We start from the raw sequence: 14,926 nt of genomic DNA, 5'->3' as shown, positions 1-14,926 counted from the left end.
GCTCCGGTTGAAAAAAGGGGGTCTTTGCTTTCTCTCTCAGTCCTTCTTGTCCTCGCCGTCCAGCACCTCACGGATGAGGAACCGGGGGCGCTCCTTGGTCTCCAGGTAGATTTTGCCGATATACTCGCCGATGACTCCCAGGGACAGCAGGATCAGGCCGCCGATGGCCCAGACGGAGCAGATCAGGCTGGCCCAGCCCAGGATGGTCTCCCCCATGGCCCAGCGGATGATGCTGTAGATCAGCATGAGGATGGACACCAGGAACACCAGGAAGCCCAGGCCGGTGATGTACCGGATGGGCTTGACGGACAGGCTGGTGATGCCCTCCATGGCGAAGGAGAGCATCTTTTTCAGGGGGTACTTGCTCTCGCCGGCAAAGCGCTCCCCCCGCTCATACTCCACGGTGGCGGAGGTGTAGCCGATCATGGGCACGATGCCCCGCAGGAACAGATTGACCTCCCGGAACTGCTCCAGGCCCTCCAGGGCCCGGCGGGAGAGGAGCCGGTAGTCGGCGTGGTTGAACACGGTCTCCGCCCCCAGGAAGTTCATCAGGCGGTAGAAGCCCTCGGCGGTGAAGCGCTTGAAAAAGGTGTCCTTTTTCCGGGAGGAGCGGACGCCGTAGACGATGTCGCAGCCTTCATGGAACTTGTCCACCATGGCGTCCACGGCGTCGATGTCGTCCTGGAGGTCGGCGTCCATGGAGATGGCCATGTCGCAGCGGTCCTTGGCGGTCATGAGCCCGGCCAGCAGGGCGTTCTGGTGGCCCCGGTTGCGGGACAGGTCCACCCCGGAGAACACCGGGTCGGCCCTGTGGAGGGCGGAGATAATCTCCCACGTCCGGTCCCTGGAGCCGTCGTTGACGAAGAGGATGCGGCTGTCCGGGCCGATCTTCCCCGCCCCCTTCAGGGCCTCCACCTTGGCCTTGAGCCGCTTGGAGGTCTCAGGGAGCACTTCTTCCTCGTTATAGCATGGGACGACGATATAAAGGGTGTCATTCATCTTCTTTGTCCTCACCAAACATTGAAATTTCCAGTGCGTCACAGATTTTCATGAGGAGTGCAAGGCTGGGCGTGCGCGCGCCGGACTCGATCTGATTGATGGCAGGCTGTGAGACGCCCACCAGCTTGGCCAGTGCGCTCTGACTCAATCCCTTTTTTTCCCGCTTTTCCCGGATGATTTTTCGATAGTCCTGCAAAATCCTCACCTCATTGGTATTATATAGCTGAAAGCTATATCCGTAAACTATAACATATAGCAATAGTTTTTCTTGACTTGCATATTGCTGTATGTTATAACCGTGGTGAGGTGATTTTATGACCCCCACCGTGGAACTGATGCAGAATACAGCCCGGACCCTGTGCCGCCGGGCGCTGTCCGGCGAGCCGGAGTACCGGGCTCTGCGGGAGGAAGCGGAGACCCTCCGGGCCCGATTCCGAAAAGAGCACCCGGACGCGCTGTGCGCCCGGGTGCTGCAAATTCTGGATGCCTGTCTGGCTGTCTCCGACATGGAGGGAGAGCAGCTCTTTCTGACGGGGCTCCAGATGGGTCTGGAGCTGGGCGGCCTGGACTGCCTGCCCGGGGACTGAACCGCTACTCCTCCAGCTTGCGGCGGAGATACTCCATGGCCTTCTTCTCCACCCGGGAGATCTGGACCTGGCTGACCCCCATGATCCTGGCCGTCCTGTCCTGGGTCAGGCCTCGGAAGTACCGCAGGACGATGACCTGCCGCTCCCGGTCGGGCAGGCTGCTCACCGCCGAGCGCAGGGCCTCCCGCTCCACGATGCTCTCCTCCATGCCCTCGGTGCCCAGCACGCTCTCCAGGGTGAAGCCGTCCCCCGTCTCCATCTGGAGGGAGGCCACCGGGGCGTTGGCCTCCTCGGCGGCGGCGATCTCCTCCGGCTCCAGGCCGGTCTCCCCGGCCAGCTCGCTGAGGGTGGGCTCCCGGCCCAGGTCGGCCCGCAGCCGGTCCCGGGCGCTGCGGATGCTCCCCGCCCGCTCCTTCAGCCCCCGGCTCACCTTCACCGCGCCGTCGTCCCGGAGAAAACGGCGGATCTCCCCGGCGATCTTGGGCACGGCATAGGTGGAAAACTGGCACCCGAAGGCCGGGTCAAAGCCCCGCACCGCCTTGAGAAAGCCCATGCACCCCAGCTGGTACAGGTCCTCCGGGTCCACGCCCCGGCCGTAGTACCGGCGGACGATGCTCCAGATGAGGCCGCTGTTCTCCTCCATCATCTTGGCGCAGGCGTCGTTGTCCCCCTGGCGGGCCGCCTCCAGCAGGGACTGGGTATCCGCCGCCATCAGTGCCCGCCGCCGCTGTACCGGCGGGAGATCCGGCGCCGCATGGTGACGGTTGTGCCCTTCCCCGGGGTAGAGCGCACCCGCAGGGCGTCCATGAAGCTCTCCATGATGGTAAAGCCCATGCCGGAGCGCTCCTCGTTGCCGGTGGTGTACAGGGGCTGGCGGGCCTTCTCCACGTCCTCGATGCCCACGCCCCAGTCCTTCACCACGATCTCCAGCACCCCGTCCTCAAACAGCCGCAGCCGCAGGGCCACCTTGCCCAGCCGGTCCGGATAGGCGTGGACGATGGCGTTGGTCACCGCCTCGCTGACGGCGGTCTTGATGTCGTTGACCTCGTCCAGGGTGGGGTCCAGCTGAGCGGCAAAGCAGGCCGCCGCGGTGCGGGCAAAGCCCTCGTTGGCGGAGCGGCTGAGAAAGGAAATGGCCGCCTCGTTGATCGGTTTCATATGTAAAGACTCCTTCCGTATTGGGTTCCCCGCCGCCGGAGCGCCTGCCGCGCCCCGGCGGTCTGTTTCCCTATTCAAAGCGGATGATCCGCTCCAGCCCCGCCGCCCGCAGCACCTTGAGGGCCTGGGGCGGCACATTGGCCACCGTCAGAGCGCCCCCCAGCTCCGCCATCCGGCGGTAGGCCCGCAGCAGCACCGCGATGCCCGAGCTGTCCATAAAGGTCACGCCGCTCAGGTCCAGGGTGAGCCGCCGGGGCAGCCCCGCGTCCACCTGGCGGTCCAGCTCCTGCATGATGGCCCGGGCGCCGTGGTGGTCCACCTCCCCCGACACCGTCAGCCGCAGATTCCGGTCCTCCCCGGTACAGGTCACTGACATAGCTTGTCCCTCCTGTGCGTTGAAATACCTGTCTGTCCCAAGTTCTGGGCAGAAAAAAATCGCCATATACCATTTTCTGGTATATGGCGATTATAATGCATATGGGCCGCGCTTTTGGTCGAATTCCCTATTGGGGCCACGAGAATTCCGTAAACAGCCACTTGTCCCCCACCTTTTCGTAGGGGAAGGAGACGGAAACCGCCTGGGCCGGACGGGAGCCGTCGGACCAGGTCAGGGTGCCCTCCAGGCGGCAGACCAGCCTGGTATCGCTCTCCTGCTCCACCTGGACGGCGGCATCTGCCAGGTCGGGGGCGGTCCTGGCGCTCTGGGCGCAGCAGAGCACGCCGTCCACGTCCCGGTACAGGTCCATGCTCAGCAGCTCCTCCGCGATCTCGTCGGAGAAGATGCCCTTCAGATACATCCGCAGGTCCAGCACCGTGGAGAACCGGCTGTCCGTCACCGGGTACCACTCCCTGCCGTCCGCGGCCGTCTTGGCTCCGGCATCCACGGTCAGGGGCGCGCCCTGGAACCAGCCCCAGGCCTCCAGGGCTCTGGTAAACTGGACGCGGGCCTGCACCTGGGGCTGCTGGACGTACACGCCGAAGGCGTCATCCCGCTGCATGCGGTACACGCTGCCGCTGCGCATGATGACGAACCAGCCGCCGCTCTCCTGGGTCACAGTGCCGCCGGTGTAGCTGGGGTGGAGGACCCACATGTCCTCCCCGATGCCGGGGATCCCCGCGGCCCAGGTGTCAAACCAGCTCTTCAGCCGGTTCTGGTCCTCCCAGCCGCCGGTGTAGGACGCCAGATACTCCGCGCACAGGTCCAGCAGCCCGTCCCGGTCCAGCAGGGACTGGGACGCGATCTCCCAGCCCCCCTCCGGGTCGGCGGACCGGAGCATCACGTTCACCAGCTCGGCCGCCACGTCCTCAGGGGCCATGTCCCCTGTGGTGTCCTCGTAGAAATACACGTCGGGCTGGGACAGGGGCGAGCTGTCCGTCCCCTCTCCCCGGTCGTCCACCGACGTGCCGGGCACGTAGTCGGCAAACCAGTAGGCCCGGTCCAGGGCGTACCACTGGCTGTTGGACAGGCTGTCCGGGTACTTCTCCCACAGCTCCTCCGCCAGCGCCCGGCAGTCTGGCGCGCCGGTGGTCTGGGGCGGCTGGCTGTCCGTGGGCGCGGGAGAGACCGTCCCCTCCGGCGCAGGACTCACCTCCAACTCCTCCATGGGCGTGGGAGTAACCGTCTGCTCCGGCGTATCAGTGGGTTTTGCGCTGTCTGAGGGCATGGGCTGCCCCGTCTCCCCCGCCGGCTGCGTCCGGCATCCTGCGAGAAGCAGAAGAAGCAGTATGGCCAGCACAGCGGCTTGCTTTCTCATGCCGAACCCTCCCAACGGTAAATTGATTCTCCGGTTACAGTATACCCATCCGCAGCCCCTTTGCTGCCCGGCCGGAGCGGAAAACTGTATCCACCGCTATATGGTATGTAATAATACCTTTTTTCTCCGCTCCTATCAACGCTAATTTGTAAACTTTTTTGGGCGTGTGCCGCAGAAAAGCTTATTCTGCCCCACGGAAGTCCCTCATCCTCTCTTTTTCGCCCGTTTGGAACAAAATAAACATTTCTTTGCATACAGATGAAAAAAATGCCGCCGGAGACGGCGCATCGTCTCCGGCGGCAGAAGAGGCTATGGGGTTGGCGTTACATATTGGAGAGCTCTTCCTCCAGCTTGGCCACCAGCTCCTTGAGCTTGACGGACCGCTCCCGCTCGGCCTCCACCACGTTGGCGGGGGCCTTGTTCACAAAGCCGGGGTTGTTCAGCTTGGTCTCCAGCTTGTCCAGCTCGGCACGGTTCTTCTTGAGCTCCTTCTCCATGCGGGCCTTCTCCTTCTCCATGTCCACCAGCTCGGCCAGAGGGATGGAGATGCGGGCGGCGTGGGTGATGACGGTGACCATGCCCTTGGTGTCCTGGTCGGCGTCGGTGACGCCGGTGATGGTCACGTCGCTGGCGTAGCCCAGCCGCTTGAGGAAGGGGATGCCGGCCTCAAACACGTCCCGCTGCAGGGTGGACACGGTGACGTGGGCCTTCTTGGAGGGCGGCACGTTCATCTCGGAGCGGCGGGTACGGATGGCGCTGATGGCGTCCATGATCATCTCCATGGCCCGCTCCTCGTCGGGGAAGTCCAGGGCCACGCTGTGCTCCGGCCACTTCTGGAGCATCAGGTAATCCCCCTCGTGGGGCAGGGCCTGCCAGATCTCCTCGGTGATGAAGGGCATGAAGGGGTGGAGCAGCTTGAGGATCTGGGTGAGCACGTAGCAGAGCACCTTCTGGGCGTTGACCTTGGCGGCCTCGTCGTCGCCCTGGAGGCGGGCCTTGGTCAGCTCGATATACCAGTCGCAGTAGGAGTCCCAGATGAAGTCGTAGATCTTCTGTGCCGCCACGCCCAGCTCGTACTTGTCCATGTTCTCCGTCATCTCGGGGATCAGGGCGTTGAGCTTGGAGAGGATCCAGCGGTCCTCCATCTCCAGCTTCTCGGGCAGCTCGCACTTGTCGATGGTCAGGTTCATCATCAGGAAGCGGCTGGCGTTCCAGATCTTGTTGGCGAAATTGCGCATGGCCTCGCACCGCTCGGTGTAGAAACGCATGTCGTTTCCGGGGGAGTTGCCGGTGACCAGATTGAACCGCAGGGCGTCGGCGCCGTACTTCTCGGCGATCTCCAGGGGGTCGATGCCGTTGCCCAGGCTCTTGGACATCTTGCGGCCCTTGTCATCCCGCACCAGGCCGTGGATGAACACGGTGTGGAAGGGGGGCTTGCCGGTGTGCTCGCAGGCGGAGAAGATCATCCGGGCCACCCAGAAGAAGATGATGTCGTAGCCGGTGACCAGCACGTCGGTGGGATAGAAGTACTTGTAGTCCTCGGTCTCCTCGGGCCAGCCCAGGGTGGAGAAGGGCCACAGGGCGGAGGAGAACCAGGTGTCCAGCACGTCCTCCTCCTGCTTGATGTTCTTGGAGTGGCAGTGCTCGCACTCGGTGGGGTCCTCCTCGGACACGGTGATGTGGCCGCAGTCCTGGCAGGTCCAGGCGGGGATCTGGTGGCCCCACCAGAGCTGGCGGGAGATGCACCAGTCGTGGACGTTCTCCATCCAGTTGACATAGGTCTTGGAGAACCGGTCGGGGACGAACTTGACCTCCCCGTCGTTGACCACCCGCAGGGCCTCCTCGGCCAGGGGGGCCATCTTCACGAACCACTGGGCGGAGATCAGGGGCTCCACGTCGCTGTGGCAGCGGTAGCAGGTGCCCACGTTGTGCTGGTGGGGCTCCACCTTCACCAGGTAGCCCTGCTCCTCCAGGTCGGCCACAATGGCCTTCCGGGCCTCGTAGCGGTCCATGCCGGAGTACTTGCCGTACCCCTCCACCACGCGGCCGTTGTCGTCCAGCACCCGGATGGTCTCCAGGTTCTGCCGCAGGCCCACCTCGAAGTCGTTGGGGTCGTGGGCGGGGGTCATCTTCACGCAGCCGGTGCCGAACTCCATGTCCACGTAGTCGTCGGCCACGATGGGCATCTCACGGCCCACCAGGGGCAGGATGCACTTCTTGCCCACGATGTCCTTGTACCGGTCGTCGTTGGGGTTGACGGCCACGCCGGTGTCGCCCAGCATGGTCTCGGGCCGGGTGGTGGCCACGATGACATAGCGGCCCTCCTCGCCCTGGATGGGGTAGCGGATGTGCCAGAAGTAGCCGGGCTTGTCCTGGTACTCCACCTCGGCGTCGGACAGGGCGGTGACGCAGTGGGGGCACCAGTTGATGATGCGGCTGCCCTTGTAGATGAGGCCCTTCTTATACAGGGAGACGAACACGTGGCGCACGGCCTTGCTCAGGCCCTCGTCCATGGTGAACCGGGAGCGGGACCAGTCGCAGGAGGCGCCCAGCTTCTTCTGCTGCTCCACGATGCGGCCCCCGTACTTGTTCTTCCAGTCCCACACCCGCTCCAGGAACTTGTCCCGGCCCAGGTCGTAGCGGGTCAGGCCCTCGTTCTTGCGCAGCTCCTCCTCCACCTTGATCTGGGTGGCGATGCCGGCGTGGTCGGTGCCGGGCACCCACAGGGCGGCGTAGCCCTCCATCCGCTTGAAGCGGATCAGGATGTCCTGGAGGGTGGAGTCCATGGCGTGGCCCATGTGGAGCTGGCCGGTGACGTTGGGGGGCGGCATGACGATGGTGAAGGGCTTCTTGTCCGGGTCACGGTGGCCCACAAAGCAGCCGTTCTTCTCCCACATCTCGTAGATGCGGCCCTCCACCTCCTGGGGTTCATAGACCTTGGGAAGTTCTTTGTTCATTCTTTTTAACACTCCTTTTCGGGGCAAAAAACTTTATGCGCAACAAAAAAGTCCGCCCCAAGCCTTTTGCTCAGGACGAACTGATGCAGTCCGTGGTACCACCTGAATTTTCTCCCGCGGGAGAACACTCATTGTCTCGGTAACGGGAGAACCCGCCACCCCCTACTTGCTTCAGGGGCGGAGCTCCGGGACCACCTTCCGCATTCCCAACGGAGAGCCTTGCACCGGCCGGCTCCTCTCTGCACCCTGGAAAATGCGTACTCCTTCCCTTCGCGGCTTTTCACTGTGAACGCTCTTTAGTATATGCATTTCCCGGAACATTGTCAAGGAGAACAAATGGTTTCCCCGCTTTTTCGCCACCGGAAATACCCGGAACTTCTCCGGCGTCTGTGCGTCTAAAAAGTACACAACACCACAGAAACGGAGGCTGACAGGATGAAACGATCTGCTCTGTTGGGTCTGGCTCTGGCGCTGACCCTGCTGCCGGCCGGCTGCGGACAGGACGCCGTCCTGCCGTCCACTGAACTTTCTCCCACCCATGCGGAGGCGCAGGATACCGCCCCGCCGTCTGCCGAAATTCTCTCCTTCTCCTACGCCGAGGTACAGGATACCTGCGGGGAAAACGCGCCGGGCGTTCTGCTGGACGGCTTTCAAAACACCTCTCCCCTCCCAATCGGCAGCGCGGAGGAGGCCGTCCAGCGGGCCGCGGCGGAGTGTACTATTTCCTACGACTCCGTCACCTGCCGCTACGACAGCGCGGCCGACATGTGGGACGTCTGCTTCTTTACGGCGGGGATGGCCGGGGGCTGTCAGGACGTGTATCTCAACGGCAGCGGCGTCACCTGCCTGATCGTGTACGGCGAATGATCCCCCCGACGCTCTTCCCCAAAAAGTTCCATTGACCCGTTGCGTTTTTCCGCTTGGTCCTGTATAATATTTTCCGATATTTTTGCCCCTGTCTTTCGGGGCTGTATGCGGAGGCAATTTTCTATGACCATTGATTACAGAACCAGAGGCGTCTGCTCCACCCGGATGGTGATCGACGTGGAGGGCGACACGGTCCAGTCCGTGAAGATCTTCAACGGCTGCGACGGCAACCTCCAGGGCATCTCCCGGCTGGTGGAGGGCATGAAGGTCACCGACGCCATCTCCAAGCTGGAGGGCATCCACTGCGGCGGCAAGTCCACCTCCTGCCCCGACCAGCTGGCCCAGGCCCTCAAGCAGGCGGTCCAGGCCTGACCCGGTCCATACCAAAGAGAGAGCGGTCCCAACGGCCCTGGCGCCGGTGGGGCCGCTTTCCGTGAGGAGAGATCATCCATGGCTTCGTCCATTCTTTCGTTCGTCAAGCGGGAGGCCGTGGGCTGCATCGCCCTGCTGTGCGCCCTGGTCTCCATGATTTTTGTCCCGCCCTCGGCGGCCTACCTGGGGTACATCGACTTCCGGGTGCTCTCCCTGCTCTTCTGCCTGATGGCGGTGGTGGCCGGACTCCAGGACTGCGGCCTCTTCGCCGTGCTGGCCCAGAAGCTGCTCACCGGCAAGAAGCGGATGCGCTTCATCTCCCTGGTGCTGGTGCTCCTCCCCTTCTTCACCTCCATGCTCATCACCAACGACGTGTCCCTCATCACCTTTGTCCCCTTCACCCTGCTGGTGCTGGGGCTGGTGGGGCGGCTGGAGCGGGCCCTGTACCTGGTGGTGCTCCAGACCCTGGCGGCCAATCTAGGCAGCATGGCCACCCCGGTGGGCAACCCCCAGAACCTGTACCTCTACTCCGCCTTCGGCATCCCCGCCGGGGCGTTCTTCGCCGTCATGGTCCCCCTGACCCTGGTGAGCCTGGTGGGCCTGTCCGTGGCCGCACTGTGCGTCAGGCCGGAGGGCATCGAGGTCCGCTTCCCCGAGAAGCAGACCATCCGGCGGCCCCGTCAGCTGTGGCTGATGGCGGTGCTCTTCCTGCTGTGCCTGCTGTCCGTGTTCCACGTGCTCCACTACGCCGTGCTGCTGGCCATCGTGGCGGTGTGCCTGCTCCTCTTCGCCCGGCACCTCTTCCCCCGGGTGGACTACGGACTGCTCTTCACCTTTGTCTGCTTTTTCATCTTCGCGGGCAACATCGGCAACATCCCGGCGGTGAAGGACTTCCTCTCCGCCGTCATGGCAGAGAACACCTTTATTACCTCCCTGTGCGCCAGCCAGGTCATCAGCAACGTGCCCGCGGCGGTGCTCCTCTCCGGCTTCACGGAGGACTGGAAGGGCCTGCTGCTGGGCACCGACGTGGGCGGCCTGGGCACCCTCATCGCCTCCCTGGCCAGCCTGATCTCCTTCCGGCTGTACCTCAAGTCCCCCGGCGCCAAGCCCCTGCGGTACCTGGGCGTGTTCACCCTGGCCAATCTGGTGGGGCTGGTAATTCTGATCGCCGTGTCCATGCTCTTTCTGCTGTAAGATAGGTTCCGCTGACATAAAAGAGGTTCGCACCCAGGTGCGAGCCTCTTTTTTATGTACTTGTTCAGGAGAGCAGGATGCGGTCGTTGTCCAGGCCCTTGCCCACGTTCTCCCGGAAGCGGCGGAGCAGGTCGTCCACGGTCATGCCCCTGCGCTCCTCCCCCTTCACGTCCAGCACGATGCGGCCCGAGTCCATCATCAGGGTCCGGTTGCCCAGCTCCAGGGCCTGGTGCATGTTGTGGGTGATCATCAGGCAGGTCAGGTGGTCCCGCTCCACGATCTCCCGGGTCAGGCGGAGCACCTTCTCCGCCGTGGCCGGGTCAAGGGCGGCGGTGTGCTCGTCCAGCAGCAGCAGCTTGGGGGGCACCATGGTGGCCATCAGCAGGGTGAGGGCCTGGCGCTGGCCGCCCGAGAGCAGGCCCACCGGCTGCTTCATCCGGTCCTCCAGCCCCATGTCCAGCCGGGAGAGCTGCTCCCGGAACAGCTCCTTGTCCTTCCGGCTCACCCGGCTGAAATAGGCCCGCTGGCTCCTGCCCGCCCGCAGGTAGGCCAGGGCCATGTTCTCCTCAATGGTCATGTGGGGCGCGGTGCCCCGCATGGGGTCCTGGAACAGGCGGCCCAGTTCCCGGCTGCGGCGGTAGCCGGGCAGGTAGGTGATGTCCTTTCCGTCCAGGGTGATGTACCCCTCGTCGGGGAAGAAGTCGCCGGCGATGGCGTTGAACATGGTGGACTTGCCCGCGCCGTTGGAGCCCACGATGGCCGCAAAGTCCCCCGGCTCCAGCTTCAGGGACAGATGGTTCAGGGCCTTCTTCTCGTTGACGGTGCCCGGATTGAAGGTCTTGGACAGGTTGTTCAGCTCCAGCATGTCAGCGCGCCCCCTTTCTGGCCGCCATGGCCCGGCGCTTTTTGTTCTGCAGGGCGGCCCACTGCTTCAGGGTGGGCATGGCGATGGCCAGGGCCACCACGATGGCGGTGACCAGCTTGAGACAGTCGATGGGGATGGGAGAGCGGAGCACCAGGGCGTACACAACGCGGTAGAGGATGCTGCCCAGGATGACGGCGACGGCCCCCCGGAACATGGCGCCCCGGCCCACGATGGTCTCGCCGATGATGAGGCAGGCCAGGCCGATGACCACAATGCCGGTGCCGCCGTTGATGTCGGCGGTCTTCTGGGCCTGGCCCACCACCGCGCCGGACAGGCCGGTGAGGGCGTTGGCCACGCACAGGCCAACGGTGATGGTAAAGGTGGGGTTGATGGAGGAGGCACGCACCATGTCCCGGTTGTCGCCGGTGGCCCGGATGGACAGGCCCAGCCGGGTGTTCAGGAAGAGCACCAGCAGCACGCCCATCAGAATCGTGATGCCGCCGGAGAGGAGAATGGCGTACCAGTCGCCGCCGATGCCGGTGGCGCGGAAGAGGGTGAAGATGGTGTCCTGCTTGAGCAGGCTCTGGTTTGCCTTCCAGCCCATGGCCATCAGGTTGATGGTGTACAGGCCCGTGTTGGTGATGATGCCCGCCAGGATGGAGGGCACCCCCAGCTTGGTCTGGAGGAAGGCGGTGACGAATCCGGCGCAGGCCCCCGCCAGCATGGCGGCGGGGATGGCCAGGAAGGGGTGGCCGGCGGCGGTGAGGGTGACCGACACCGCGCAGCCCAGTACAAAGCAGCCGTCGGTGGTCATATCGGCGATGTCCAGCACCCGGTAGCTGAGGAACAGGGCCATGGCCACCAGCGCGTACTGGAAGCCCAGCTCCAGGGCCGTCTGTGCAACGTAGAGCACGGGAAATCCGCTCCTTTCCAAAACGCAAGCCATCCCCCGGCCTTAGCCGGGGGACAGCCTGTGTGAGATTTGATTCAGTCCTCGGTGGTGGTGACGGTGGTCACCTGGCCCATGCTGTCGAACACCGAGTAGTCGATGCCCAGGGCGTCGGCGGTCTCGGAGTTGACGGTGATGATGCCGCCGGACACCTGGTAGTAGTCCTCCATGGCGTCCATGCCCTCGGTGACGGCCTTGTAGGCCAGGTCGGCGGTCTGGGCGCCCAGGTCGGTGTAGTTCACGCCGCAGGTGGCGAAGGCGCCGTTGCGGACAAAGGAGTCGGCCCCGGTGTAGTGGGGGATGCCCGCCTCGATAAAGTCCTCATAGATGGCCAGCTCGGCGGACATAATCACATTGTCGGTGGGGGTGAACACCGCGTCCACGCCGTCGGCGATGAGGGAGCTGGCGGCGGCGATGACCTCGTCGTTGGTGTTGGCGGTGGCCTCCTCATAGGCGATGCCCTTGCCGTCCAGATATTCCTTGGCCTCGGCGATGGGCACCTGGGAGTTGGGCTCGGACAGGGAGTAGAGCAGCCCCACCTTGGACACGTTGGGGTTCTGCGCCAGCATCATGTCCATGATCAGGTTGGTGTCCAGGGCGTCGCTGGTGCCGGTGACGTAGTCGATGCCGGTCAGGTCGGCGGTGTCGGGATAGGAGATGGCGGCAAAGACCACCGGGGTCTTGGTCTCCTCGGCGCACACGGCCATCACCTGGGCGGCGGTGGTGGCGATGGGGATGATCACGTCCACCCCGTCGGCAATGGCCTGGTCGCCCAGCTGCCGCAGCACGCTCTGGTCGTTCTGGCCGGAGGACACCTCATAGTGGATGGTCACGCCCTGCTCGGCGGCGATCTCGTCCAGCCGGGCGGTGATGGCGTTGGCGATCTCGTCCAGAGAGGCGTGGTCCATCTGCTTGACCACGGCCACGTTATAGGTCTTGCCGCCGGACTGCTGCGCGGTGTTTCCCGCTCCGCCGGTGTCGCCGCCGGTCTGGGTGCAGGCGGTGAGGGACAGGGTCATGGCGGCCGCGGCGGTCAGGGCGGCGATGGACTTCAGATTCAGCTTCTTCATGGTAGTTCCTCCAAATTCTCGTCCCCGGCGGCCTCTGCCCCGGCGGACTTTAATGTGTTTGGATGGTTGATGGAGGGGCCGTCTGCCAAGCGGCCTTGATTTGAGAAACAAAAAAAGCCTTTGTCCCCACATGGGACAAAAGCTTCTGCTTCTGCGATACCACCCAAATTGACGCTTGCGCGTCCGCTCGCTTCGCGCACCATCATGCGCGCCCGATGGGTAACGGGTGGGAGCCCGTCGGCATCTACTTGGGTTTCCCCGTTCAAGCCGCCCTCCGGAGTCCATTCACGCGCCCGCCTCAGATCCCGCTCACACTGTCCGGGAATCGCTTTGCATCAGCTGCAACGGCTACTTCTCTCCGTCATAGGTTTCGCTGCTTTATTGCTTTGTTGTATTGCATTATACGCAGGAAGGGGACATTTGTCAACCCCCTGTTTCCTCTTTTTTCGCCGGGACACAGCAGCGCCCCGGCGGAGGGGTTCCGCCGGGGCGCTGGCCGGATCATTCCGCGTGGACCTTCTCCCCTCTCTCCCGGTGGAGGAAGGAGAACTTGGTCTCCGAGCAGATGACCGCCACAAAGATGAGCACAAAGCCCAGCACCATCAGGGGCGTGGGCCGCTCGTCGGCAAAGAGGATGGAGAACACCACGCCGAAGGGGGCCTCCAGGGACAACAGCACTGCCGCTGTGGCGGGGGCGGTGTACTTCTGGCCGATGTTCTGGAACAGCAGGGCCCCGCAGGAGGCGAAGATCACCAGGTAGGCCAGGGAGAGGACCAGGCCGCCGTCCATGGCCTCCACAGGCAGGACGGGCCGGGTCACCAGCACCCCCAGCCAGGAGAAGACGGCAAAGGAGGCGAACTGGATGGCGGTGAGGAGGAAGATGTCCCGGCCCTCGGAGAAGCGGGCCACGGCCACGATGTGGGCCGCGAAGAAGAAACCGCCCACCAGGGTCAGGCCGTCGCCGATGCTGATGGCCGCGGCGTTCTCACCGGTGACCGACACCAGCCCGATGCCCGCGATGCACAGCACGGCGGCGGCGATGTTGTACCGGTCGGGCCGCTTCCGGGCCACCGCCCAGTACAGGAAGGGCACGATGACGCAGTAGACGGCGGTGAGGAAGGCGTTCTTGCCCGGCGTGGTGCCCTCCAGCCCGAAGGTCTGGAAGGCATAGGCCAGGAAAAGGAAGAAGCCCATGATGCCGCCGCCGATGAAGTAGTGCCTGTCCACCAGCTTCCACCGCTTCCAGAAGACCAGCGCCAGCACCACGGCGGAGGCCGTGAACCGGATGGCCAGCAGCCAGAAGGTGGGCAGCACGTCCACGCTGCTCTTCATGACCACGAACGAGCTGCCCCAGATGATGGTGGCCAGGATGATGAGAGGTGTTGACAACCGGGCCAGCGCCCGGTCTCTGTTCTGTTCCTGCACGGTTGCCCCGCTCCTTTGGTTGTGATAGAATAGTTGGGAATCTCAATTTGGAGGACTCTATGAAACTCTTTGATTTTGACGGCACGCTGGTGGACTCCAACGGCGTGTGGGAGGAGATCGACGTCCGCTTTCTCCAGCGCCGGGGGCTGACCCCCACCCGGGAGTACTGCGAGACGGTGGGCCACTCCATCTTCCCCATTGCCGCCCAGTTCACCCGGGAGTACTACCACCTGGACCTGGAGCCCCAGGCCATCATGGACGAGTGGCTCTCCATGGCCCGGGACGCCTATGAGCACCAGGTGCCCCTGAAGCCGGGGGCGGCGGAGTACCTGGTGCAGTGCGCCGCCCAGGGGACGCCCATGGCCCTCTTCACCGCCTGCGTGCCCGAGCTGTGCCGGGCGGCCCTGGAGCGCCACGGCCTGAAGCAATACTTTTCCCGGGTAATCTACGTCCAGGAGATGGGCCTGGAGAAGCGCAACCCCAAATCCTTCCAGCTGGCCCTGGAGCAGCTGGGGGTGCCGGCCAGCGCCTGCACCATGTACGAGGACTCCCCCGGCGCCTGCGAGGCGGCCAAGGCCGCCGGCCTGACGGTGGTAGGGGTATACGACCGCTTCTATGCCGCCCACGAGGAGAAAATGCGCCGGCTATGCGACTGTTATGTTTATAGCTTTACAGAGCTTCTGGCCTGATTTCCATGCTGTCCGTTGTGCCCCAGCCGCTGTACGGCGC

Annotated in this window: 16 protein-coding genes and 1 other annotated feature; of the genes, 5 read left to right on the top strand and 11 right to left on the bottom strand. The window is 64.0% G+C overall.

Features of this window, described 5'->3' with window-relative positions:
- Nucleotides 1-36 precede the first annotated feature (36 nt).
- Both WMO64_RS08265 and WMO64_RS08260 read right to left on the bottom strand, forming a co-directional pair.
- Nucleotides 37-999 carry a glycosyltransferase family 2 protein gene (locus WMO64_RS08265; RefSeq protein WP_294517753.1) on the bottom strand — a complete coding sequence of 321 codons (963 nt, stop codon included), beginning with the start codon at nucleotides 997-999 and terminating at the stop codon, nucleotides 37-39.
- Entirely contained in the window at nucleotides 992-1,204 is a 213-nt protein-coding gene (locus WMO64_RS08260) for a helix-turn-helix domain-containing protein (RefSeq protein ID WP_349231670.1), read from the bottom strand. Before WMO64_RS08260 ends, WMO64_RS08265 begins: the two co-directional genes overlap by 8 nt.
- Nucleotides 1,205-1,313: 109 nt before the next feature.
- Here WMO64_RS08260 and WMO64_RS08255 point away from each other — a divergent pair, with 109 nt between their 5' ends.
- Nucleotides 1,314-1,586 carry a DUF6809 family protein gene (locus WMO64_RS08255; RefSeq protein WP_294517760.1) on the top strand — a complete coding sequence of 91 codons (273 nt, stop codon included), beginning with the start codon at nucleotides 1,314-1,316 and terminating at the stop codon, nucleotides 1,584-1,586.
- Nucleotides 1,587-1,590: 4 nt separating this feature from the next.
- Here WMO64_RS08255 and WMO64_RS08250 read toward each other — a convergent pair whose 3' ends face one another.
- From WMO64_RS08250 to WMO64_RS08230, 5 genes are all read right to left on the bottom strand, one after another.
- On the bottom strand, nucleotides 1,591-2,298 hold the full coding sequence (locus WMO64_RS08250) for a sigma-70 family RNA polymerase sigma factor (protein WP_349231669.1): 708 nt from the start codon (nucleotides 2,296-2,298) through the stop codon (nucleotides 1,591-1,593).
- Complete coding sequence (spoIIAB, locus tag WMO64_RS08245) at nucleotides 2,298-2,744, bottom strand: anti-sigma F factor (protein WP_294517765.1); 447 nt, start codon at nucleotides 2,742-2,744, stop codon at nucleotides 2,298-2,300. Before spoIIAB ends, WMO64_RS08250 begins: the two co-directional genes overlap by 1 nt.
- Before the next feature lie 70 nt (nucleotides 2,745-2,814).
- Nucleotides 2,815-3,120: an STAS domain-containing protein gene (locus WMO64_RS08240; protein WP_294517767.1), complete on the bottom strand. Its 306-nt coding sequence runs from the start codon at nucleotides 3,118-3,120 to the stop codon at nucleotides 2,815-2,817.
- Between the two features lie 127 nt (nucleotides 3,121-3,247).
- Nucleotides 3,248-4,498, bottom strand: a complete 1,251-nt coding sequence (locus WMO64_RS08235; protein ID WP_349231668.1) for a hypothetical protein — start codon at nucleotides 4,496-4,498, stop codon at nucleotides 3,248-3,250.
- A gap of 323 nt (nucleotides 4,499-4,821) precedes the next feature.
- Entirely contained in the window at nucleotides 4,822-7,455 is a 2,634-nt protein-coding gene (locus WMO64_RS08230; protein ID WP_349231667.1) for a valine--tRNA ligase, read from the bottom strand.
- A 68-nt stretch (nucleotides 7,456-7,523) separates the two neighbouring features.
- Nucleotides 7,524-7,738 (bottom strand) — a binding site (T-box leader).
- A gap of 152 nt (nucleotides 7,739-7,890) precedes the next feature.
- Here WMO64_RS08230 and WMO64_RS08225 point away from each other — a divergent pair.
- From WMO64_RS08225 to WMO64_RS08215, 3 genes are all read left to right on the top strand, one after another.
- Nucleotides 7,891-8,322, top strand: a complete 432-nt coding sequence (locus WMO64_RS08225; protein WP_349231666.1) for a hypothetical protein — start codon at nucleotides 7,891-7,893, stop codon at nucleotides 8,320-8,322.
- A gap of 123 nt (nucleotides 8,323-8,445) precedes the next feature.
- Complete coding sequence (locus WMO64_RS08220) at nucleotides 8,446-8,694, top strand: TIGR03905 family TSCPD domain-containing protein (protein ID WP_349231665.1); 249 nt, start codon at nucleotides 8,446-8,448, stop codon at nucleotides 8,692-8,694.
- A 78-nt stretch (nucleotides 8,695-8,772) separates the two neighbouring features.
- A complete protein-coding gene (locus tag WMO64_RS08215; RefSeq protein WP_294517777.1) occupies nucleotides 8,773-9,888 on the top strand; it encodes an SLC13 family permease in 1,116 nt (371 codons plus the stop codon).
- Nucleotides 9,889-9,952: 64 nt separating this feature from the next.
- On the opposite strand, the gene WMO64_RS08210 is transcribed toward WMO64_RS08215, so the two are convergent.
- The 4 genes from WMO64_RS08210 to WMO64_RS08195 form a co-directional block, all read right to left on the bottom strand.
- Complete coding sequence (locus tag WMO64_RS08210; RefSeq protein WP_349231664.1) at nucleotides 9,953-10,753, bottom strand: ABC transporter ATP-binding protein; 801 nt, start codon at nucleotides 10,751-10,753, stop codon at nucleotides 9,953-9,955.
- Nucleotide 10,754: 1 nt separating this feature from the next.
- The gene (locus tag WMO64_RS08205; protein ID WP_294517781.1) at nucleotides 10,755-11,699 is read right to left on the bottom strand and encodes an ABC transporter permease; all 945 of its coding nucleotides are present in this window, start codon (nucleotides 11,697-11,699) and stop codon (nucleotides 10,755-10,757) included.
- 41 nt (nucleotides 11,700-11,740) lie between these two features.
- The gene (locus WMO64_RS08200; protein ID WP_294517783.1) at nucleotides 11,741-12,772 is read right to left on the bottom strand and encodes an ABC transporter substrate-binding protein; all 1,032 of its coding nucleotides are present in this window, start codon (nucleotides 12,770-12,772) and stop codon (nucleotides 11,741-11,743) included.
- 501 nt (nucleotides 12,773-13,273) lie between these two features.
- A complete protein-coding gene (locus WMO64_RS08195; RefSeq protein WP_294517785.1) occupies nucleotides 13,274-14,197 on the bottom strand; it encodes a DMT family transporter in 924 nt (307 codons plus the stop codon).
- 59 nt (nucleotides 14,198-14,256) lie between these two features.
- On the opposite strand from WMO64_RS08195, the gene WMO64_RS08190 reads away from it, so the two are divergent.
- On the top strand, nucleotides 14,257-14,886 hold the full coding sequence (locus tag WMO64_RS08190) for an HAD family hydrolase (protein WP_294517787.1): 630 nt from the start codon (nucleotides 14,257-14,259) through the stop codon (nucleotides 14,884-14,886).
- Nucleotides 14,887-14,926 lie beyond the last annotated feature (40 nt).

This window comes from Pseudoflavonifractor intestinihominis (assembly GCF_040096055.1).
GTDB lineage: Bacteria > Bacillota > Clostridia > Oscillospirales > Oscillospiraceae > Pseudoflavonifractor > Pseudoflavonifractor intestinihominis.
Note: the sequence above shows the minus strand (reverse complement) of the source record. Positions and strands in the feature narration are given on the sequence as shown.

What these genes read in the sequence shown, in the direction of transcription:
- WMO64_RS08230 (WP_349231667.1), bottom strand. Translation starts at nt 7,455, where the DNA reads ATGAACAAAGAACTTCCCAAGGTCTATGAACCCCAGGAGGTGGAGGGC.
- WMO64_RS08250 (WP_349231669.1), bottom strand. Translation starts at nt 2,298, where the DNA reads ATGGCGGCGGATACCCAGTCCCTGCTGGAGGCGGCCCGCCAGGGGGAC.
- WMO64_RS08190 (WP_294517787.1), top strand. Translation starts at nt 14,257, where the DNA reads ATGAAACTCTTTGATTTTGACGGCACGCTGGTGGACTCCAACGGCGTG.
- WMO64_RS08220 (WP_349231665.1), top strand. Translation starts at nt 8,446, where the DNA reads ATGACCATTGATTACAGAACCAGAGGCGTCTGCTCCACCCGGATGGTG.
- WMO64_RS08265 (WP_294517753.1), bottom strand. Translation starts at nt 999, where the DNA reads ATGAATGACACCCTTTATATCGTCGTCCCATGCTATAACGAGGAAGAA.
- WMO64_RS08235 (WP_349231668.1), bottom strand. Translation starts at nt 4,498, where the DNA reads ATGAGAAAGCAAGCCGCTGTGCTGGCCATACTGCTTCTTCTGCTTCTC.
- WMO64_RS08225 (WP_349231666.1), top strand. Translation starts at nt 7,891, where the DNA reads ATGAAACGATCTGCTCTGTTGGGTCTGGCTCTGGCGCTGACCCTGCTG.
- WMO64_RS08200 (WP_294517783.1), bottom strand. Translation starts at nt 12,772, where the DNA reads ATGAAGAAGCTGAATCTGAAGTCCATCGCCGCCCTGACCGCCGCGGCC.
- WMO64_RS08210 (WP_349231664.1), bottom strand. Translation starts at nt 10,753, where the DNA reads ATGCTGGAGCTGAACAACCTGTCCAAGACCTTCAATCCGGGCACCGTC.
- WMO64_RS08205 (WP_294517781.1), bottom strand. Translation starts at nt 11,699, where the DNA reads ATGGCTTGCGTTTTGGAAAGGAGCGGATTTCCCGTGCTCTACGTTGCA.
- spoIIAB (WP_294517765.1), bottom strand. Translation starts at nt 2,744, where the DNA reads ATGAAACCGATCAACGAGGCGGCCATTTCCTTTCTCAGCCGCTCCGCC.
- WMO64_RS08215 (WP_294517777.1), top strand. Translation starts at nt 8,773, where the DNA reads ATGGCTTCGTCCATTCTTTCGTTCGTCAAGCGGGAGGCCGTGGGCTGC.
- WMO64_RS08255 (WP_294517760.1), top strand. Translation starts at nt 1,314, where the DNA reads ATGACCCCCACCGTGGAACTGATGCAGAATACAGCCCGGACCCTGTGC.
- WMO64_RS08240 (WP_294517767.1), bottom strand. Translation starts at nt 3,120, where the DNA reads ATGTCAGTGACCTGTACCGGGGAGGACCGGAATCTGCGGCTGACGGTG.